Below are 20,051 nucleotides of genomic sequence, written 5' to 3' on the forward strand. Positions count from 1 at the left end.
GAGTGGCCGGGCCGACCCGGGCGGCGGGCGGACCGGCGGTATCATGGTCGCGTCATGAGCGACCGCACCCGCAGACCCGAGAAGCGCTACGACGTCGTGATCGTGGGCGGCGGCCCGGCCGGCCTGACGGCCGGCATCTACTCCGGGCGCGCCCAGCTGGCCACGGCGATCGTCGAGCGCGCCGTCCCCGGCGGGCAGATCGCACAGACCGAGGAGGTCGAGAACTACCCGGGCTTCCCCGAAGGCATCACCGGACCGGAGCTCTCCCAGCGCTTCCTGCAGCAGGCCCAGCGCTTCGGCGCCGAGCTGATAGCCGACGAGGTCACGGCCGTCGAGCCGGTGGCGGGCGGCGGCTTCTGGGTGCGCGGCCGAGCGGCCGACTACCACGCCGGCGCCGTGATCGTGGCGGCCGGGGCGAACCCGCGCCTGCTGGGCGTCCCGGGCGAGAGCGAGTACTACGGCCGCGGGGTGTCGACCTGCGCCACCTGCGACGGCTTCTTCTACCGGGGCAAGAACGTCGTGGTCGTGGGCGGCGGCGACGCCGCCGTCGAGGAGGGCCTGTTCCTCACGCGCTTCGCCGACACCGTGACGATCGTCCACCGACGCGACGAGCTCAGGGCCAACAAGCACGCCCAGGAGCGGGCCTTCGCCAACCCGAAGGTGCGGTTCGTGTGGAACACCGTCGTCACCGAGGTCCTCGGGGAGGACGGCGTCGTGACGGGCGTGCGGACCAGGCACGTCGAGACCGGCGAGGAGGGCGTGATCCCCGCCGACGGCCTGTTCGTCTACATCGGCCACGAGCCGAACACCGACTACCTGCGCGGCACCGTCAAGCTGCGCGAGAGCGGCTACGTGGACGTGCGCGACGAGGTCTTCACCGACGTGCCGGGTCTGTTCGCCGCCGGCGACGTGGCCGACGAGGTCTACCGCCAGCTCGGCACCTCCGTCGGCGCCGGCACACGCGCCGCCATGGCCGCCGAGCGCTACCTCGCCGAGACCGGCTGGCAGGCGCTGGGGCCGTCGCGCCCCGCCGAGGGCGAGGCCAAGGCGGACGAGGCGCCGACGGCGCCCCTCTACCTCTGAAGCGCTGACCCGAGCCCCGGACGGGGACGGCCGCGTCGCCTCCGACCGGTCCGTGGCGCCGGCCAGGTCGCAGCCGGGGGACGCGCGTTGCCGACCGGACGCTCACCGCGGCACGAAGCCGTAGACGAGGACCGTGTCCCCCGCCGACGCGACGAGGTGCTCGCCGTCGGTCCACAGCGGCGTGCCCAGCACGGCCCGCCAGCGCGAGCCGGAGGCCTCGAGCAGGCTGAACGCCTCGTCGGCGACGGCCACGAAGCCCTCGCCCTCGACCGAGGCGGGCGGCGCGGCGCGCAGGTCGCCGACGCGCACGGCACCCTCGGGCGGCGCCGGCAGGTCCTCCGGCGCGGTGCCCAGGTACTCGAGCGGGCCGAACTCCCCCATGCCGGCGGCGGGGAGGCCCAAGCCGAGCAGCCTGACGCCGTCCGGCTCCTGCGGCGCCTCCTGCTCGACGACGATGAGCCGGGGCGCGGCCTCGGGCGACGGACGGTACTCTGCAGCCTCCACGGCCGTCACGTCCACGCCCAGGCGCTCGGCCAGCAGCCTTAGCAGCGAGGCGCGGAAGCCCTCGTTCACCGCCTCCGGCTCCTCCCGCCACGTCGGGGGGAACAGCAGGGTCTCGCGCACCCACAGGCGCGCGCCCTCGCGCTCGCCCAGCAGGTAGGCGTCGAAGCGCTCGACGGCGGCGCCGCTCACCAGGACGTACTCCGCCGGGCCCTCCTCGTCCGGCAGGCGCAGCGCCAGGCCGTCCTCCCAGGGGTAGACGACGGCGTCGTCGGGGGCGGCGACCTCGAGGAGCAGCGAGGGCGCCAGCGGCGTGATGCCGGGCGGTATGCCCTCGGCCAGCGCGGGCACGGGCTGGCCGCCCGCCACGGCCGGCATCGCCTCGGCGTAGAGCAGCGCGGCCGCGCGGTTCGCGAAGGCGCCGACCCTGACCCTGAAGACGTCGCCCTGGGCGCTCGTCGAGCGCACGACGTAGGCCGGGTAGCCCTGCCTCAGGAGGTCCGTCTGCACCGACAGGGCCGCCTCGCGGTCGGAGAGGGCGACGACCTGCACGGTGTAGGCGATGCTCTGGGCGAACGCCCACGGCGAGCCCCCGACCGTGGCGGCCGCGAGCAGCGTGATCGCGAGCCTGCGGGCCCGCGGGCCCACCTAGAAGTCCTTGCGCTCGAACAGCACTACCGCCACCGCCGCGAACAGCGCGGCGTAGACCAGTATGAGCGCGACGACCCAGGTGACGTCGGCGAGCGGGGAGGCGTAGGCGTTGAGCTGTGTGGTGAGCAGGTACGGCTCCACGCGCGGGAACACGACCAAGAGTTGCATGAAGATGAGCGTGGAGAGCGTCGCCAGGGCACCTCCCGCCGCGTTCATGAACAGCACCGTGAACAGCACGGCCAGCATGCCGATAGGCACCAGCGCCAGCCCGGCCACGGCGTAGCCCCTCACGAGCTCGGCCAGGGCGGCCCCGGCCGTCATCGTGCCGGTGCCGGCGAGGCCGGCGGGCCCGAGGCCGGTGCCCCCCACGAAGCTGCCGAAGCCGTAGGGGATCCCGAACAGCAGCGAGGCCGCGAGGAACACCGCCATGACCACGAACGGGTAGACGGCCACGACGACCAGCTTCGCGGCCAGCCACTGCGGGCGGGTCACGGGCCTGAGCAGGACCGTGGGCAGGGTGCCGTGCGCCAGCTCGACGCCGAGCAGCTCGGCGGCCGTGATGGCCACGAGCAGCGGCAGCAGGAACTGCATGCTCGAGAGCAGCGACAGCGCCGGCACCTGGTAGCCAGAGACCAGGAAGAAGCCGTAGACCTCGAAGATGCCGGGAGCGTAGGCCCACAGCAGCGGGAAGACGACGAGCAGGGCCAGGCCGAACCTGACGCTGGCGAGCCGGAACAGCTTGGCGAGCTCCATGCGCAGCAGGGTGCTCACAGCTCGCCCCCGCCCTTCGTCGGCCGCCTGGTGCCCGGCAGGGTGCCGTCTGGCCGGGCGGCGTGGAACGTGCCCGTGCGCCGCGCCCGCTCGCCCGAGACGCGGTCGCGGTAGTAGGCGCGCAGGTCGAAGATGTCGCGGCTCATCTCGAGGACCCCGATGTCGGCCCCGGCCAGCGCCACGGAGACGCGGCCGATGGCGTCCGGCGAGGTGGGGATGAACACGACCTCGTCGCCGCGCACGGCCACGTGCCGGACGAAGGGGGCCGTCTCGAGCAGCGCCTTCGCCTGCGCCGGCTCCGTCACGCGGGCCCGGTAGCGCTCGCGCCTGTCGAAGAGGTTCACCTCGTCTATCAGCGCGCCCTCCTCGAGGATCGCCACGCGGGTGCAGTAGGCGACGACCTCGTCGAGGTGGTGCGTCGAGAGGAGCACCGCCGTGCCGTCCTGCGCCGCCTGCTGCAGCACCGAGTGCACCAGGTGCAGCGACAACGGGTCCATGCCGCTGGCGGGCTCGTCGAGGATCAGCACCTGAGGCCTGGTCAGGAGGGCTGCCGCCACGCCGAGGCGCTGCCGCATGCCGAGGCTGTAGACCCCGACCTTCCTGTCGGCGGCGTGCGTCAGCTCCATGAGGGCCAGCACCTCGTCGATGCGCGAGGGCTCGACGCCGCCGGCGAGCTCGGCGTGGAGCCTGAGGTTCGCGCGTCCCGTCAGGAACGGGTAGAACGCGGCGGGCGCCTCCACGACGGCGCCGAGCGAGCGGCGGACCTCGGGGTGCTGGTGCGGGTCCCGGCCCAGCAGGCGGACCTCGCCCGACGTGGGGAACGCCAGGCCGGACACGAGGCGTATGACCGTCGTCTTGCCGGCTCCGTTGGGCCCGACGAGCGCGTAGACCTCGCCCGGGTTCACCCGGAAGCTGAGGTCCCTGACCACCGGCCTGCCGCCGTAGGACTTCGTTAGGTGCGTCGACTCGATCGCTGGCGTTGACACGGGGAGCTCCTGCGGGCAGTCTACGGACGCCGCGGCGGCGCGGGCGATAACATTCTCCACCCGCCGCCGCGGCGAGGCCCGGTCGACGGCCCCGGCGGGCCGGGCGGCGGGTGCGCGGCCCGCCCCCCGCCGGCTCCTCAGTCGACGGCCTCGGCGGCGCCCAGCTCGTGGCGCTGCAGCTCGAGCAGGGCGTCGAGCACGTGGTCCACGCACCGCTCCACGGCGGTCTCGAAGTCGGTGGCGTCGACGACGAGCACGCCCTCGGCCTCGCTGCGCTCCAGCAGGTAGTCGTGCAGCACCCTGATCTCGTCGAAGTGGTCGAGGTACGGCCGCGCCAGCCTGCTGCCCGTGCGCACCTCGCGCACCGCGAAGTGCTTGCGGTGGTCGTCGACGTCGTCCACGAACAGCATCGCGCGCAGGATCGTGGCGCCGACCACGCGCTTCTCCGCCACGGTGCCCGGCACCAGGTGCACGCCCTCGATCACCAGCGAGGTGTCCTCCGCCACGGAGCGCTCGACGATCGCGGTGATCGCGGGGTCGAGCTGGCGCACCTGGGCGAGGAACCCGCGCAGGACCGCGTTGCGCTCCGGCTCGGCGCTGGCCTGCTCCTCGGGCAGCAGCTCGGCGCGCCAGGCCGTGAAGCTGGAGGCGTGCAGCGTGGGGCTGAGCTCCGGCCCGATCAGCGAGCGCAGCGCCTGCCTGACGATGTCGGTGGAGACCACGCGCGGTATGCCGAGGCGGTAGGCGACCTCGGCGGCGATCGCCGACTTGCCCACGCCCGGCGCGCCGCCGATGAGCAGCATCACCGGCCGCTCGCGCTCGTGCATCTGGCGCATGATCAGGTAGCGCCTGGCGTACTCATCGCCCGCCTCCAGGCGCAGCAGCAGCGCCACCTGCTCCAGCACCTCCGCCGTGCCCACGACGTCGTGTCCGCGGGCGTAGAGCTCCTGCTCGACGCGCTTGGCGAGGTTGTGCGAGAAGTCGGGCCCGAGGCCGATGCCCATCAGCGAGCGCGCCAGGATCCCGCGGCTGAACGGGAACTGGATGCCGTCCTTGGCCTTGACGCGGATCTCGAACGGCCGGTGCGTCTGCGCCTCGTAGCGCAGCCGAGCCGCGCGCCCGTGACGCGCCTCCACGGTCGAGGCGACGCGCCTGGCGAGGTCGACGCGCGAGAGGCGCTCGATGCCCTCGGTCCTGATGCCCTGCTCCACCTGCCGCGTGACGGCGTGGGCGTCCTTGAAGGGCAGGCCGAGCTTCTCGAGCGAGGCCATGAGCGTGCGCCGCGAGAAGCGCATCGGCTCGTCGCCGTCCGTGGTGACGAGCAGCGGCACGAACGGGGGCGTCTGGCGCAGCAGGCGCTCGGCGGCGCCCGGGCCGGCGCGCTCGCCGGCGGCGTCGGCCAGGAGCCTGAGCAGCTCGGTCAGCTCGATGCGCCTGACCCGCGACTCCCTGATGCCCTTCTCGAACTCCTGCACGATCGCCACGGCGTCGTCGGTGGGCACGCCGGCGCTCTGCAGCGCCTCGATGCACGTGCCGCCGGAGTACGGGTAGGTCTCGGCGCCCCGCACCACCTTCAGGTCGCGTGCGGTGAGCCCGGCCATCAGGCGGCGAACGGGTCCTCGTCGTGGCGACCGTCGATCACGTCGAAGAGGTTCCTGATCACGTTGCCGGTGAAGCCCCAGATCTCCCTGTCCCGCCAGCGGTAGAAGAAGATCCGTCGCCTCGTCTCTGGCCTGAGCTCGCGCACCTCGCTGCGGGGCGTGACGGCGCGGAGCTCGTCGAGCGGCACGAGGAACGCCTCGGCGACCTCGCGCGGGTCGGGGCGCAGCGTCTGCGGCCACGCCACGCGGGCCACCACCGGCCTGGCCACGTACCCGGCCGGCGAGGGGTGGTCCGAGAGCTCGCCGAGCACGGCGTCGCGGGTCACCTCCAGGCCCACCTCCTCGCGCGTCTCGCGCAGGGCGGCGTCGACGCTGTCCTCGCCCGGCTCCAGGCGGCCGCCCGGCAGCGCCACCTGGCCGGCGTGGCTGCGCAGCGTCGCGGCCCGCACCGTCAGCAGGAGGCTGAGGGCGCCGGACGCCTCGACGAGCGGCAAGAGCACGGCCGCGCGGCGGAACCCGGGGATGTCCAGCGCCCTGGGCGTGGCGGCGGCGAGGGCGCGGCTCACGACCTCCAGGGTCACGCCGGAGCGCGTCACCTGCGGCATGGCGCACATGCTAGCCCCAAGCCGCGGCGTTCCTCGTAGGAACGCACCTCGGCGCCGCCGCGACGGCCCGCTCGTTCGCGCGCGGCGGTCGCGCGAGCCAACGCGCGCGGGCGCCTCTCTCCCGGACGCTGCCCGCCGCGCGCTGGCCTCGGCCGCTTCAGCGCCCGCCGGCCGTGGGCCTCACGAAGCCCCACATGCGCCCGGTCTGGCCCCGGTCGCGTCGGTGCGAGAAGAAGACGTCGGGCTCGCAGTGCGTGCAGCGCCCCAGCGACCCCACGTGCTCCGGCCTCACGCCGGCCTCGGCGAGCGCGTGCAGGACCGCGGCGTGGACGTCGAGCAGCACGCGGTCGCCGCCCGGCGAGAGGTCGGCCAGGTCGTCGGGCGGCTCCCCGTCCGCGACGACCGCGGCCGGGAACCCCGCCGCCAGGAACTCCTCCCCCACCGACCTTTCGACCTGGTAGCAGCGCCCGCCCACGCCCTGGCCGATGGCCACGCGCAGGTCGCCGGGGTCGCTGCCGTACTCGCGCGCCATGGCCGCTACGACGAGGGCGGGCAGGCGCCGCAGCGCCCCGCGCCAGCCGCAGTGGGCGGCGCCGGCCGCGCCGGTGACGGGGTCGTGGAGGAGCACGGGGTAGCAGTCGGCGGCGCTGACCACCAGCAGGTGGTCGGGGTCGTCGCTCACGGAGGCGTCGGCCCGCTCCTCGAACCAGCCGGGCATGGCCACCATCACGCGCGCGCCGTGCACCTGGTGGTAGCCGCACACCTGCTCGCGGCGCACGCCCAGCGCGCCCAGCAGCAGGTCGCGGTTCGCCTCGACCCTGGCGCGGTCGTCGCCCGAGGAGAGGCCGAGGTTCAGCGACGCGTACGGCCCCTCGCTCACGCCGCCCTGACGCGTCGTGAAGCCGTGCGGGGCGGTGAAGCCAGGCAGCGTGAGGTAGGGGACCGCGGCGGTCATCAGTAGTCGCGCTCCGTGACCTCAAGGCCGGCCGCGCGCGCCAGCCACTCCGCGACCTCGTGGACGGCGCCGCGCACGGCGGGCGTGACCACGGGGTCCCCGAACGTCTCGAGCCTGACGATCACCTCGTCCTCCCGGCGCTGCTGCACGAGGACGAGGAGCTGCTGCCTGATGTCGGGCTCGTCGACCGTGGCCCGCACCAGCCAGCGACGCCCCCGGTCCTCGCCCCCCGGCATGACGGTCGCGGCCTCGTGGAGGATCACGTGGCCGCCGCCGTGCCGCGCGACGGTCTTGCTGAGCTCGGCGGACGCCGGGAGCGTCCCCTTGAGGAGTGCATGTGGCATGTCCTTCGGCCTCTCGAGGTGGGAGAAGGCGGGCGCGGGCGCGCCGTTGCGCCTGAACACGACGTAGTGGAGCGGCTTGCCCTGCGCGCGCCACTTCAGCGCGTACTTCGTCTCGAACACGGCGGGAGGCGGCTCCGGGCGCAGCTCCTCGTAGAGGCCCGTGGCCGCGGCGCTCTCGCGCGCGAACTCCAGGTAGCCCTCGTGGTCCGTGGCCAGGCGCACCTCGCCGCGCCCCTCCAGCCTGTCGGCGGCCAGCTCGAGGAACGCTGGCCTCATGAGGCGGTTCTTCTCGTGGCGGGCCTTCGGCCACGGGTCGGGGAAGTTCACGACGATCGACGCGATGCTGCCGCGGTCGAAGAGGTGCCTTACCGCGAACTCGGCGCCCACCTTCGCGATCCTCACGTTCGCGACGCCGTGGCGCGCGACGTTGCGCAGCGCCCGCTGGACGCTGCCGCTCGAGACCTCGAGCCCCACGAAGCGCGCGCCCGGCTCGGCCAGCGCCCGACGGACCGTGAAGCGCCCGTCGCCGAAGCCCACCTCCACGTGCAGCGGCCCGTCCTCCGCGAAGACGGCGTCCCAGTCGACGGGGAACGGCCCGGAGCGCCACGGCAGGAGGACGCGGGGGGCGCCCGCCGCCGCGGTCCCGCCCGGCTCGCGCCCCAGGGCCTCGGTCCCCGCGCTCACGCTGCCACCGACCCCGCGGCTGACCCCATCATCCGTCCGCCACGTACGGCCTGACCAGCAGGGCCTCGTTCGCCACGATGTCGGCGCGGAGGAAGGCGTCGCGCGACAGCTCGAGGAACGGCCCCGCGCCCTCGAGGAGCTGCAGGTCGAAGACGAGCACCGTGCCGTCCTCGCGGCGGCAGGCGACCTGCCGCACCGGCCGCTCCAGGGCCCTCTCCCACGCCGCGACGATGTTCACGTCCACACCCGCGGCGCCGGGAGCGATGGGCAGCTGGGTCAGCCGCGCCACGAGCCGCGCCGTGCGCGGACGCTTGCTCTGCAGCTTGAGCACGCCGGTCTTCACCAGGCGCTGCATGACGACCAGCGCGCGCTGCTCGTCGAGCCCGGCCTGCGCGGCGATGCGCGTGACGGTGCGGGTGCCGTCGGCGTTGTCGACCAGCGCCCGCTCCTCCGGGGTCAGGGAGACGCCGCCCGTGCGCAGCATCTCCTCGGCCATCGTCGCGCGCATGGGCACGGCGTCCCGGCTCAGGCGGGGCTCGCCCGGCTCCTCGGACGAGGTCCCGCGCCTGGCCTCGTCGAGGCGGCGCATCGCCTCGAGCACGAGGTTCTCCGTGCTCGTCGTGATCGTCTGCTCGGTCGCGGGCATGCCGATGCGGAACTCGAAGGTGCCCCGCTCGTCGGCGAAGAGCGCGTAGACGGCCTCCTCTCCCACCAGGCCGGCGAAGTCGGCGTGGACCGCCGCGCCCTTCTCGAAGTAGACGCGCGCCCGCCCCCGCGGGTGGTCGATGGTCAGCCGGCCAGAGCGACGCGCCGACGCGAGGAGCTGGAACAGGTCGACGAGGGAGAACAGGCCCAGGGTCCCCGTCACGCCCCGAATCGTATCGCGGCGCCCGCCCCCGGCGGCGCGCCCCGCGTCGGGAGCGCGATAGGCCGCCGGTATACTGCCTCGGTGCCCAAGCGCCTGGCCCGATCGCTGCTGCGTGAGACCGCGGGCCTCTACCTCTTGGGCGTCGCGGCGATCTGCCTGCTGCAGAGCGTCGACATGCTCTCCGTGCTGGCGCGCTTCCTGGTGCAGAACCAGGCGACGCTCGCCGACACCGGCCGCCTGCTCCTCTACAAGCTGCCCTGGTTCCTCCACCTCGGCCTGCCCGTGGCCGTCGTCTTCGCCGTGCTGCTGGCCTGCGGGCGCATGGCGAAGGACTCCGAGCTGAAGGCCGCCTACTCCTCTGGCATCGCGCCCCGCACGCTGTTCTGGCCGCTGGCGGCGTTCGGCCTCGCCGTGGGCGCCGTCAGCCTCGTCAACAACGGCTTCCTCGAGGCCCGCGCCGAGGCCGCCTACCAGGCGAAGGTCGACGAGTACCTCTACGTCAGGCCGCCCTCCGAGCTGCAGGTGAACGCCGCCTACGCCTACGAGGGCGGCGTCTTCTACGCGTCGCGCATGCGCTCGACGCCGGAGGACCCGAGCGTCGCCCGGCTCTCCGGCGTCCTCGTCGTGCGGCCGGACGGCACCGTCCTCACGGCGCTCGACGGCGAGTGGGACTCCCGCGAGCGCGTCTGGCGGCTGTTCGCCGCCGAGCGCACGCCGCCGGGCGGACGACCGGAGGGCGCCGGCTCGGTGACGGTGCCCTTCGCCCTGGAGGCGACCCCGGCGCAGACGCTCACGAGGCCGGCGGAGCTGCCGCTCGACCAGCTCGTGGCGCGCATGCGCACCGTCGCCGCGGCCGGCGGCGACACGCGCGAGCTGCGCTACGACCTGCACCGTCGCCTGGCCGACGCCCTCAGCGCGCCGATCTTCGCCGCCTTCGCCGCGGCGATCGCGCTGCGCGTGCGCGGGCGCGAGGCCGGCTTCGCCTGGACGATCGTGCTCATGGTCCTGTTCTGGGCCACGTGGGTACTCTCCGGCGACCTCTTCACGTCGGGGGCGCTGGGCCCCGTCGTGGCGGCCTGGCTGACGCCCGCGGCGGCCGGCGCCGGCGCGGCGCTCGTGGCGGCGAGGACGCTGCCCGGATGAACCGCTTCTCCCGCTACCTGCTCCGCGAGGTCATGCCGCTCTTCGTCGCCGCCCTCGTGGCGCTGCTCCTGCTCCTGATGCTGGCCGCCCTGCTCGGCGTTCTCGCCGACGCGCTGGCGCGCGGCGTGCCGCCCGGGCTGGTGGCGCGCTACATGCTCCTCAAGCTGCCCGCCGCCGTCGGTCCCGGCCTGCCCCTGGCGCTGCTCTTCGCGGCCCTCGTCGCCCTCACGCGGCTCGGGCAGGACGGCGAGGTGAAGGCGGCCCTGCTGCTGGGCATCGGCCCGCAGCGCTTCGCCTTCCCCGTCCTGGCGCTGGGCCTGGTCGTGAGCGCCGCCGCCTTCCTCAACAACGAGCTCGTCGTGCCCCGCAGCGAGCGCCTGGCGGGCGAGGTCGAGCGCGACATCCTGCTCCTCTCGCCCGAGACGGTCCTCGTCGAGGGCGCGTTCTTCACCGACGCGCTGGGCCGCAGCATCTTCATCGGCGCCATCGAGCCGGGCGGGCGGTTCGAGGACGTCACCGTCATCACCCCCGGCACCAGCCGCGGCCCGCGCGAGCTGATCAGGGCCGAGCTGGGCCGGGCCCGCCCCGACGAGGGCGTCTGGGAGCTGGAGGGCATCAGGTTCCAGGCGCTGCGGGACTCGGAGCTCACCCTCGACATCGCCGCCGCCGAGGCCGTGCTGCCGGTGCGGGGCCTCACGGCGCGCAGCAGCGCCGTCAGCGACCTCGTCTACCTGCCGCTGGGGGAGCTCGTCGCGCGCATCCGCGCCGCCGGTGACGCCGAGGCGCCCGCGGAGCGCACCGCCCTGCAGCGCAAGTTCGCCGAGCCCCTGGCGGCCACGGCCTTCGCGCTGTTCGCCGTCGCGCTCGGCCTCTACACGTTCCGCAGCGGCGCGAACATCGGCTTCGTGGCGGCGATGCTCCTGACCTTCGTCTACTACGCGACCTGGAGCGTGACGAAGCTGCTGGGGGCGCAGGGCACGATCCCGCCGTGGCTGGCGGCCTGGACGCCCGTCGCGCTCTACGCCGGCGGCGGCCTGATGCTGCTCGCGCTCGCCAGGAGGCGCTGATGCGCGCCCTGGCGCTGCTCCTGCTGGCGCTGTGCGCCGGCTGGGCCGGCGCCGCGCGCATCGTCATCGACGCCGCGCACGACCCGGAGAGCCGCCTCGAGATACGCTCCGTCACGCTGCCGGGCGGCGAGGCGGTGCAGGTCTACGTCCTCACGGGCCGCGGACTGACGGTGCGCATCGACGACGACGTCCTCGTCGCCGACCACGTCGAGTTCGACCTGACGCGGCGCATCGTGCGCGTCGTCGGCCGCGGCTCCTTCACGCGGGGCGCCGAGACGATCGAGGGCGACGACCTCGTCATAGACCTCGGCCGCGAGAGCCTCGAGGGCAGCGACGTGCTCATCGTCACGCCAGAGATCGACGTGAGCGGCGACAGCGCCAGCCGCGTGCCCGGCATGATCGCCATCGCCCTGGGCGAGTTCTCGCCGTGCGGACGCTGCGGGCAGGAGGTCGAGGACTACGGCTTCAGGGCCGAGCGCATCGAGCTCTACCCCGGTGACCGGCTCGTGGCCCACGGCGTCACCGTGCTGATCAGGGAGCGCCCCGCGTTCGCCGTGCCGCTGCTGGTGCTGCCCCTCGGCCCCGAGGACCGGCGTCCCCGCCTGCTCTACGAGACCGGCACGGCGACGTCCCGGGCGCGCATCGAGCTCACCTGGCCGTACGTGGCCGGCCCCGACGCGCGCGGATCCGTGACGCTGCGCTACCACGCCGACGTCGAGCCGGGCGCGTCGCGCCTCGGCGACGCGCTCCTCGGCGGCGCCGTGCGGCGCTCCTACTTCGGCGTGAGGCTCGACCACGCCTTCTACACCGAGCGCGGCGCCGGCGACCTCGTCGTCGACCTCACGCCCGGCTACGTCGAGCCGGACGGCTGGCGCCCGCCGCGCTGGACCGTCACCTTCTCCTACGCCGACGACCCGCTGCTCGGTCCGCCCACGAACGAGGTGCTGCTGCAGCGCGACGACGAGGAGCGCCCGTTCCTCTGGGAGGCGACCCTCAGGTCGCGGCGCGTCGGCTCGGGCGTCGACGCCCTCTTCTCGAGCCAGGTGTTCGTCGACCTCGAGCCCGCCGACGAGGTCGACAGGCCCTCCTACGCCGGCGGGCGCACGCCGCTGCTCACGCCGGCGCGCCTCGAGCTGCGCCCCGAGGTCGCGCCCCTCGAGCTCGGCGCGCTCACCGTCGACGACCTCCTCCTCGACCTCGGCGTGTTCGAGGACCGCAGCAACCCCACGAACCGCTCGGCGGCGCTCACGCCCACGGTCGGCACCGGCAGGGCGCTCGAGTCGCACGCGCTGTCGCTCGGCCCGCTCGACCTGTGGAGCGGCGCGAGCCTGAGCGCCCGCACCGACTTCAGCGGCTACTACTACGGCACCGGCGAGAGGCAGGTGGACTGGCTGACGCGCGCGACCGCCGAGCAGTCGTTCGGCGGCGTCGGCTCGTTGTCGCTGACCTTCACCCGCGACGTCACCGAGGGCGAGACGCCGTTCAGCTTCGACACCCTGGCCTACCGCGCCCGCACCGACCTCCTGGCCGCCCTGCTCCTCGACCCGGCCCCGTGGCTGCGCTTCCAGCAGCGCGGCGGCTACGTCTTCCTCGACGACCGCAACCCCGACTCCGAGGGCTGGGCGCCGCTGGAGACGACGGTGACGCTGCTGGGGAACGTCGACTGGGTGACCCTGACGGCCCGCAACGCCTACGACCTGCAGGACGGCGACCCCGGCGTCATCGACCTAGACCTGGCCCTGCGCTCGCGCGGCACGTTCCGCGCCGGCCTCGAGGTCTCCCACGTCGAGGACCTGAAGGTCACCGAGGACAGGATCACCGGCCTGCCGACCGACGACTCCGAGACGTCGGTGAGGCTCACGGCCGGCGTGCCCGGCGCCTTCGACCTCGAGGTCAGGACGGCCTACCGCTACGCGCCCCCGCCCCCGGAGCCGGGCGAGCCGCCCGACCACTTCGACGACCTCAGCCTCAGCCTCACCATCGGCACGCTGGGGCAGGATGACGGCGTGCCGGGACTATCGCTCGACTACGCACGAGACCTGGACCGCGGCGAGTTGAGCGCTTTCGGCGTCGAGCTCACCGGCCGCGTCGGGCCCGTGAACCTCTACGCGCTCGAGCGCCTCTCCCTGCCCGCCGGAAGGGTGGCGCAGAGCCGGCTGCGGGCCGAGTGGCGCGGGGCCGTGGCCGCCGAGGCCAGGGGGCTCGAGTGGCTGCCGCCCGGCGCGGTCGGCCTGCCGACCCCCGACCCTTACTCCCGCGACCTGGAGTTCGCCGTCGAGGACGCCCCGACCGCCGGCGCGCCCACGTGGCGGGCGGCGTTCTCGACGCGCTTCGACCCCGCGCTCGAGGGCGGCGCGGGCGGCTACAGGGGCTCGACGCTGACGGCGCGGGCCCTCCTCGACTCGCGCGTGATCGGCCCCGCGCGCCTCAGCGTCGACGGCTTCGCCGAGGTCTCCTGGCGCGACTCCCTCCAGCCCGTGACCTACCTGAGGCGCGCGAACCTCCAGTTCGGCGTCGACCTCTACGAGCGCGTGGGGCTGCAGGGCACCGTCGGCTACGCGGCCTCCTTCAGCCAGTCCACGCAGGAGGTGACGAGCGCGCAGCTCACGCTCACCGACGTCGCCCTGGTCGTGAGGCCCCTGGACGAGCTCTACCTCGGCGTCGTGGTGGACGACGTCTGGGACCTCACCGGCAACGACCCCTCCAGGTCCTTCGCGCTCCAGCCGGAGTTCACGGTCGTGTGGAACAGGTGCTGCTGGGCGCTCTACGGCTCCTGGGACAGCGCCACCGGCCAGGTCTCGATCACGCTGACGACGCCCGGCGCCGACCAGGGCCTGCAGCAGGTGTTCGGCACCGGCCTCCTGCTGCCGGGGAGCGAGCCGTGAGGCGGCTGGCGGCGGCGCTGGCCGCAGCGCTGCTGCTCGCCTCGTGCACCGGCACGAGCGAGCCGCGGCCGACGACGCTGCTGGTCGTCGGCGCGGCGCCGGGCGGCGCGCCGCGGCTGCTGCTCGTGGAGGACGTCACCGAGACGGCGCCGCCCGGCGACCCGCGCCTGGTCGTCGTGCCCGGCGGCGCCCGCGACCTGCCCGCGCCGGCGGTGGCGCTCGACTTCGAGGAACGCGGGCTCGACCGGCCCGCCGCGTGGGTGCTGACGCGCGCGGTCGCCGACAGCGGCGGGACGCCGGCGGTCACCGCCTACCTGCAGCGCTTCGAGGTCGCCGACGTCGACCCCACCGACCCGACGGCGTTCGCCGAGGACGCGCCGCGGCGCGTGACGCTCACGGAGCCCGGCGGCTCAGGCGTGCTCGACGGGCGCTCGCCCACCTCCCCGGCGACGTGCCCGACGGCGCTGCAGGTGGACGAGGACGGCACGTTCGCCGTGGTCCTCGACGACCCGCCGCGCTGCGGGAGCGGCGACCATCCGGAGCTGTGGCTGGTGCCGCTGAGGCCCGGCCTCGGCCAGCCGCGCTCGCTGCTCGGCACCCAGGACCTCGCGCCCCTGCCGCCGTACCTCGACCAGCGCTCGTCCGACCAGGTCGTGTACTTCCTGGTGGGGGCGATCGAGCGCACGCACGTCTACGCCCTGCGCGGAGCGGACGACGACGCCGCGCGGCGCCTCGAGGGCGTGAGCCTGCCCGAGCCGGCCACCGACCTCGCCGCCGCGTCCGGCGCGGGCGACCTGCTGCTCGCCCTGGCGCAGGGCGACCTGCTGGCCACGAACCTCGTGGAGCCCGGGCCCGCGCTGCGCACCGACACCGTCGACACCGCCGCCGCGCTGGCGGCCGACCCCACGGGCACCGCCCCGGAGGTGCTGGCGCTGGGGGGCGCGGTCGTGGCGTTCCACGAGGACCCAGAGGACGGCGAGCCGGACACGGCGACCCGGCCGTCCGTGGCCGCGACGATCGACCCGCTCACCCGCTTCGCCTACGCCGTCGGGGAGGGGCGACTGACGGTCCTCGACCTGCTGACGGGCGGCGACACGGACCGGTCGTTCCAGGCCTACACGGAGCCGCTGCCGGAGCTGGAGCTGCCCCGCGGCGCGCCGGCCTCCCTGGTGGGCGCCGACTCCGGTCCCGTGACGGTCATCGGCTGGGTGCGGGCGGCGACGCCTCCGGCGCCGTGAGCCTGGCCAGCGCCTCCTTCGTGCGCTCCAGCGCGCCGGAGGCGACCGCGCGCGAGGCCGTGCGCAGCGCGCTCGCCACGGCCTTCGCGTCCGAGCTGCCGTGGCCGATGAACGCGTAGCCGTCCACGCCCAGCAGCGGCTGGGCGCCGTACTCTGACGGGTCCAGGCGCCTGGCGACCCCGCGCAGGGCCCGCCGCGCCAGCAGCCCGCCGAGCCGCGCCAGCGGGCCGCTCGACAACGCCTCCCTCACCCAGGCGAACAGCTCGCGGGCCTCGCCCTCGGCGAGCTTGAGCATGACGTTGCCGGTGAAGCCGTCGGTCACGAAGACGTCGGTGGTGCCCCTCAGCAGGTCGCGTCCCTCGACGTTGCCGTGGAAGCGTATGCCGGGGGTGGCGGCCAGCAGCTCGTGCGCGGCGCGCGTCAGCTCGTTGCCCTTGTGCGGCTCCTCGCCTATCGACACGAGGCCGACGGTGGGGTCGGCCACGCCCCACACGCTGCTGACGAAGGCGCTGCCGAGGACCGCGAACTGCCGGAGGTACTGCGGCCTGGCGTCGGCGTTCGCGCCCACGTCGAGGAGGGCTGAGAAGCCGGCGCGCGTGGGCACGTTCGCGAGGATCGCGGGGCGGTCGACGCCCGGCAGGCGCCCCAGCACGAGCAGGGCCGCGGCCATCGTCGCCCCCGAGTGGCCCATCGACACCGCGGCGTCGGCGGCGCCGTCCTTCACCAGGCGCATCGCCACCATCACGCTCGACTCGCGCCGGCGGCGGACGTCGGCGGCGTGGTCGTCCATCGAGATCGCGTCGGGGGCGTGCACGACCTCGAGCCCGGACCCGAGCCCGTCCAGCGCGGGCCTCAGCACGGCCTCGTCGCCGACCAGCACCACGCTAACGCCCTCGGCGGCGGCCGCCGACGCGCCCTCCAGCGCCGCCTGGGGCATGTGGTCGCCGCCCATGGCGTCGAGGGCGATGCGGGGCGTGCCGGCTGGCATCAGGCGCGCAGTATAGCCGCGCCTGCCGAAGCGGCTCACGGGGCGGGGCTAGACTTCCCGGCATGGAGGTCAGGACCTTCGACGCGCCCAGCGGGGAGAGGCTGGACGTCGCCATCGCCCAGGCGCTCGCGGTGTCGCGGACCTTCGCCAAGGAGCTGGTCAGCGAGGGCTTCGTCACCCTCGACGGCAGGCCCGTGGGCAAGCCGGCGACGAAGCTGACCGGCAGCGAGGTCGTCTCCGTCCTGCTGCCGCCGCCCGAGCCGATGGACGTCGAGCCGGAGGACCTAGGCATACCGATCCTGTTCGAGGACGAGTACCTCGCCGCGATCGACAAGCCGCCCGGCATCGTCGCCCACCCCACGGCGACGGTGCGGAGCGGGACGGTCGTCAACGCGCTCCTCGGGCGCATACCCCTCTCGAAGGAGCGCTACCAGGACCCCGGCGACGTGCTGTACCGGCCCGGCATCGTGCACCGCCTCGACAAGGACACGTCAGGGGTGATGGTCGTCGCCAAGACCGACGAGGCGCACCGGCACCTGGCGAACTCGTTCAAGCGCCGCTTCACCGAGAAGGAGTACGTGGCGATCGCCGTCGGCGACGTCGAGGACGGCGCGATCGTCGACGCGCCCATCGGCCGTCACCCCGTCGAGCGCCAGCGCATGACGGTCGGCGGCGAGGCGCCACGCAGCGCCTCCACGCACTTCTGGGCCCTGGCGCGGGCGCCCGGCCACACGCTCGTGCGCGCCAAGCCGCACACCGGACGGACCCACCAGATACGCGTGCACCTCTGGCACCTCGGCGCGCCGATCCTCGGCGACGAGGTCTACGGCCGGCGCAGCGGCCTCATCGGCCGGCAGGCGCTGCACGCGCGCAGCCTCACGCTGCCGCACCCGCGCGACAACGCGCCGGTCACGTTCATCGCGCCGGTGCGCGAGGACATCGTCGAGGCGTGGCTGAGGCTAGGGGGCAAGTGGCCGGCGGAGCTCGAGCCGCCGCCTCCCCTGCTCCCCGAGGTGCCGCCGCCCGGCATGGAGCCGCCCGGGGGTCACGGCGACGAGGGCTGAGACCGCGACCCGCCCGCGGTTACAATCCCCGCGTTCCGCTTACGCGAGCGGGGGAAGGCGCCCACAGTGGACGACGCGGTCACGCTCACCCTGCCTCACTGGCAGCTCGACTCCATCTACCCCGGCCTGGGCAGCCCCGAGTACCTGGCCGACAAGAGCGCGTTCCTGGACGCGCTCGCCGAGCTCGAGGCCTACCTCGACGCGCACGGCATCGGGACCTCCGGCCCGCCCGACGGCGGGCGGGCGGGCGCGGCGGGTCCGCGGGCCGACGAGGCGGAGACCCTGGCCAGGGCCCTCGAACTGGTCATGCGCCTCAGCGAGCTCCAGGCCGTGCTAGCCGTCTACCTGTCGCTGCGCGTGTCGACCGACTCGTACGACGACGCGGCGCAGGCCGAGCTCTCGGCGCTGCGCGCGCTGGGGGCCCGCACCGGCGCGGCCTGGGCGCGCTTCAAGGGCTGGCTGAAGGGCGTCGACCTCGACGCCGCGGCCGCACGCTTCGAGGTCGTGGCGGCGCACCGCTACCCCCTCGAACGCTACCGCCAGGAGGCCGAGCGCATGCTAGGCCACGAGGCCGAGGCGCTGGCGGCGGCTCTCGACGGCAGCGGCGGGTCGGCGTGGGCGCGGCTCTACGACGACCTGACCTCGCGCGAGCGGGTGCGCGCCGCCGTGCTGCCTGAGGAGGTGGCGGGCGAGACGCCGGAGCGCGAGTACGGCGTGCCCGAGCTGCGCCACCTGCAGTCCCACCCGCGCGAGGACGTGCGCCGGCGCGCCTACCGCGCCGAGCTCGAGCTGCTCGGCCGCAACCAGCTGGCCTTCGCCGCGGCCATGAACGGCATCAAGGGCCAGGTGGGGACCCTCGCCAGGCAGCGCGGCTGGCGCGGGCCCCTCGAGTACAGCCTCTTCCAGCACGGCATCACGAGGGAGAGCCTGGGCGCGATGCACGAGGCGTGCGAGGAGCGCTTCGAGACGCTCCGCGGCTACCTGCGGGCGAAGGCCAGCCTCCTGGGCAAGGAGCGGCTCGCCTGGTACGACCTGCTGGCGCCGCTGCCCCAGGCAGCGTCCCCCGCCTTCACCTGGGAGCAGGCCAAGGACCTCGTCCTCGACCGCTTCGCGAGCTACTCCGCCGAGCTGGCGTCCTTCGCGCGACGCGCGTTCGAGTCGGGCTGGGTCGACGTGCCGCCGCGCCGCGGCAAGCGCAGCGGCGCGTTCTGCTCTGGCGTGCCGGTGCGCCACGAGTCGCGCGTGATGCTGAACTTCGGCGGGAACCTCTCCGACGTCTTCACGCTGGCCCACGAGCTCGGGCACGCCTACCACAACGACTGCAAGTTCCGCTTCGGCCGCACGGTCCTGCAGTCGCCTACGCCCATGACGCTGGCCGAGACGGCCAGCATCTTCTGCGAGACGCTGCTCTTCGACGGCCTCATGGAGTCCGCGGGCGCGGCCGAGCGCCTGGCGGTGCTGGAGCAGAACCTGCAGCACGCCACGCAGCTCCTGCTCGACATCCACACGCGGTTCCTCTTCGAGGCCGAGGTGTTCGAGCGGCGCCGCGAGCGCGAGCTGTCGCCGGAGGAGATGAGCGACGCGATGGAGAGGGCCCAGGCGCGCGTCTTCGGCGACGCGCTGGCCGAGGGCGAGCGCCACCCGCTGATGTGGGCGCACAAGCCGCACTACTACTCGAGCGCGCGCTCCTTCTACAACTACCCGTACACGTTCGGGTGGCTGTTCTCCCTCGGCCTCTACGCCCGCTACCGCGCCGAGGGCGAGGCGTTCAGGCGGCGTTACGATGAGCTGCTGTCCGCGACCGGCATCGCCTCCGCCAGCGACCTGGCGCGGGGCTTCGGCATCGACATCGAGGACCCAGGGTTCTGGCGCGAGAGCTTGGGCGTCGTGGCGGACCGCGTCGACGCCTTCCGCGCGATCACGGCAGGGAGCGAAGGACCAGCATGACGACGAACTACCGCGACCTCTTCGACCTCACCGGCAAGCACGCCCTCGTCATCGGCGCCGGGTCCGGCATCGGCAGGGCCACGGTCCACGGGCTCGCCGACTTCGGGGCCTCACTCACCTGCGCCGACCTCGACCAGGCGGCGGCCGAGTCGTCCGCGGCCGAGGCCGCGCAGCGCGGCGCCAGCGCCCGCGGCGTGAGGGCCGACATCTCGAGCGAGGCGGACGTGCGGGCGCTGATCGGCTCGCTGGAGCGCCTCGACGTGCTCGTCTGCACGCCGTCGATCAACGTGCGCAAGCCGCTCGCCCAGGTCAGCGCCGAGGAGTTCGACCGCGTCGTCGGCATCAACCTCAGGGGCAGCTTCTTCGCCCTGCGCGAGGCCGGCGCGCGCATGGCCCAGCAGGGCAAGGGCAGCATGATCTTCTTCTCGAGCATCAGGTCGCAGGTCGTCGAGCCTGGTCAGGGCGTCTACGCCGCCACGAAGGCCGGCACTCTGCAGATGATCAGGGCCGCCGCCGCCGAGTGGGGCCCCCACGGCGTGCGCGCCAACGCCGTCGCGCCGGGCGTCGTCGAGACGCCGCTGACCAAGCAGATCAAGGACCAGCCCGCCTGGTACGACGCCTACGCCAGGAAGAGCGCGCTGGGGCGCTGGGCGCAGCCGAGCGAGCTCGT

Annotated in this window: 17 protein-coding genes; 8 read left to right on the plus strand and 9 right to left on the minus strand. The window is 74.4% G+C overall.

Annotated elements, in window-relative coordinates:
• The first annotated feature begins 54 nt into the window (after positions 1-54).
• Positions 55-1,083 carry a thioredoxin-disulfide reductase gene (gene trxB, locus VF202_00840; GenBank protein HEX7038639.1) on the plus strand — a complete coding sequence of 343 codons (1,029 nt, stop codon included), beginning with the start codon at positions 55-57 and terminating at the stop codon, positions 1,081-1,083.
• Between the two features lie 102 nt (positions 1,084-1,185).
• Here the strand turns inward: trxB and VF202_00845 are convergent, their stop codons facing one another.
• The 8 genes from VF202_00845 to VF202_00880 form a co-directional block, all read right to left on the minus strand.
• Positions 1,186-2,232 carry an SPOR domain-containing protein gene (locus VF202_00845; GenBank protein HEX7038640.1) on the minus strand — a complete coding sequence of 349 codons (1,047 nt, stop codon included), beginning with the start codon at positions 2,230-2,232 and terminating at the stop codon, positions 1,186-1,188.
• Positions 2,233-3,006: an ABC transporter permease gene (locus tag VF202_00850; GenBank protein ID HEX7038641.1), complete on the minus strand. Its 774-nt coding sequence runs from the start codon at positions 3,004-3,006 to the stop codon at positions 2,233-2,235. It lies immediately after the preceding gene.
• Positions 3,003-3,992, minus strand: coding sequence for an ABC transporter ATP-binding protein (locus VF202_00855; GenBank protein HEX7038642.1), 990 nt, complete (start codon positions 3,990-3,992; stop codon positions 3,003-3,005). Before VF202_00855 ends, VF202_00850 begins: the two co-directional genes overlap by 4 nt.
• Positions 3,993-4,129: 137 nt before the next feature.
• A complete protein-coding gene (locus tag VF202_00860) occupies positions 4,130-5,593 on the minus strand; it encodes an ATP cone domain-containing protein (GenBank protein ID HEX7038643.1) in 1,464 nt (487 codons plus the stop codon).
• A complete protein-coding gene (locus VF202_00865; GenBank protein HEX7038644.1) occupies positions 5,593-6,198 on the minus strand; it encodes a CoA pyrophosphatase in 606 nt (201 codons plus the stop codon). Before VF202_00865 ends, VF202_00860 begins: the two co-directional genes overlap by 1 nt.
• Positions 6,199-6,355: 157 nt before the next feature.
• Positions 6,356-7,153 (minus strand): peptidoglycan editing factor PgeF, encoded by a 798-nt coding sequence (pgeF, locus tag VF202_00870; GenBank protein ID HEX7038645.1) that lies wholly within the window; start codon positions 7,151-7,153, stop codon positions 6,356-6,358.
• Positions 7,153-8,181 carry a tRNA (guanosine(46)-N7)-methyltransferase TrmB gene (gene trmB, locus VF202_00875; protein HEX7038646.1) on the minus strand — a complete coding sequence of 343 codons (1,029 nt, stop codon included), beginning with the start codon at positions 8,179-8,181 and terminating at the stop codon, positions 7,153-7,155. The genes pgeF and trmB overlap by 1 nt, the downstream gene beginning before the upstream one ends.
• A gap of 28 nt (positions 8,182-8,209) precedes the next feature.
• Positions 8,210-9,049 carry a DUF4388 domain-containing protein gene (locus tag VF202_00880; GenBank protein ID HEX7038647.1) on the minus strand — a complete coding sequence of 280 codons (840 nt, stop codon included), beginning with the start codon at positions 9,047-9,049 and terminating at the stop codon, positions 8,210-8,212.
• A gap of 81 nt (positions 9,050-9,130) precedes the next feature.
• On the opposite strand from VF202_00880, the gene VF202_00885 reads away from it, so the two are divergent.
• Genes VF202_00885 through VF202_00900 form a run of 4 tightly spaced genes read left to right on the plus strand, consistent with a single transcriptional unit; the run spans position 9,131 to position 15,382 of the window.
• Entirely contained in the window at positions 9,131-10,192 is a 1,062-nt protein-coding gene (locus tag VF202_00885; GenBank protein HEX7038648.1) for an LptF/LptG family permease, read from the plus strand.
• Positions 10,189-11,259: an LptF/LptG family permease gene (locus VF202_00890; protein HEX7038649.1), complete on the plus strand. Its 1,071-nt coding sequence runs from the start codon at positions 10,189-10,191 to the stop codon at positions 11,257-11,259. The genes VF202_00885 and VF202_00890 overlap by 4 nt, the downstream gene beginning before the upstream one ends.
• Entirely contained in the window at positions 11,259-14,144 is a 2,886-nt protein-coding gene (locus VF202_00895) for a hypothetical protein (protein HEX7038650.1), read from the plus strand. The genes VF202_00890 and VF202_00895 overlap by 1 nt, the downstream gene beginning before the upstream one ends.
• Positions 14,141-15,382: a hypothetical protein gene (locus tag VF202_00900; protein ID HEX7038651.1), complete on the plus strand. Its 1,242-nt coding sequence runs from the start codon at positions 14,141-14,143 to the stop codon at positions 15,380-15,382. Before VF202_00895 ends, VF202_00900 begins: the two co-directional genes overlap by 4 nt.
• Here the strand turns inward: VF202_00900 and plsX are convergent.
• Positions 15,342-16,370, minus strand: a complete 1,029-nt coding sequence (gene plsX, locus VF202_00905; protein HEX7038652.1) for a phosphate acyltransferase PlsX — start codon at positions 16,368-16,370, stop codon at positions 15,342-15,344. The two genes, VF202_00900 and plsX, sit on opposite strands and share 41 nt — an antisense overlap.
• Before the next feature lie 62 nt (positions 16,371-16,432).
• On the opposite strand from plsX, the gene VF202_00910 reads away from it, so the two are divergent.
• The 3 genes from VF202_00910 to VF202_00920 all read left to right on the plus strand — a co-directional run.
• Entirely contained in the window at positions 16,433-17,434 is a 1,002-nt protein-coding gene (locus VF202_00910) for an RluA family pseudouridine synthase (GenBank protein HEX7038653.1), read from the plus strand.
• Positions 17,435-17,500: 66 nt separating this feature from the next.
• Positions 17,501-19,381 carry a M3 family oligoendopeptidase gene (locus VF202_00915; protein ID HEX7038654.1) on the plus strand — a complete coding sequence of 627 codons (1,881 nt, stop codon included), beginning with the start codon at positions 17,501-17,503 and terminating at the stop codon, positions 19,379-19,381.
• Positions 19,378-20,051: SDR family oxidoreductase (locus VF202_00920; protein HEX7038655.1), on the plus strand; the 674-nt coding region annotated here is incomplete at its 3' end. The genes VF202_00915 and VF202_00920, both read left to right, overlap by 4 nt.

Source organism: Trueperaceae bacterium (assembly GCA_036381035.1).
In the GTDB taxonomy this organism is placed as follows: Bacteria; Deinococcota; Deinococci; order Deinococcales; family Trueperaceae; genus DASRWD01.

Excerpts from the sequence above, each read along its gene's own strand:
- trxB (HEX7038639.1), top strand. The coding sequence starts at position 55 with ATGAGCGACCGCACCCGCAGACCCGAGAAGCGCTACGACGTCGTGATC.
- VF202_00860 (HEX7038643.1), bottom strand. The coding sequence starts at position 5,593 with ATGGCCGGGCTCACCGCACGCGACCTGAAGGTGGTGCGGGGCGCCGAG.
- VF202_00865 (HEX7038644.1), bottom strand. The coding sequence starts at position 6,198 with ATGCCGCAGGTGACGCGCTCCGGCGTGACCCTGGAGGTCGTGAGCCGC.
- pgeF (HEX7038645.1), bottom strand. The coding sequence starts at position 7,153 with ATGACCGCCGCGGTCCCCTACCTCACGCTGCCTGGCTTCACCGCCCCG.
- VF202_00890 (HEX7038649.1), top strand. The coding sequence starts at position 10,189 with ATGAACCGCTTCTCCCGCTACCTGCTCCGCGAGGTCATGCCGCTCTTC.
- VF202_00895 (HEX7038650.1), top strand. The coding sequence starts at position 11,259 with ATGCGCGCCCTGGCGCTGCTCCTGCTGGCGCTGTGCGCCGGCTGGGCC.
- plsX (HEX7038652.1), bottom strand. The coding sequence starts at position 16,370 with ATGCCAGCCGGCACGCCCCGCATCGCCCTCGACGCCATGGGCGGCGAC.
- VF202_00910 (HEX7038653.1), top strand. The coding sequence starts at position 16,433 with ATGGAGGTCAGGACCTTCGACGCGCCCAGCGGGGAGAGGCTGGACGTC.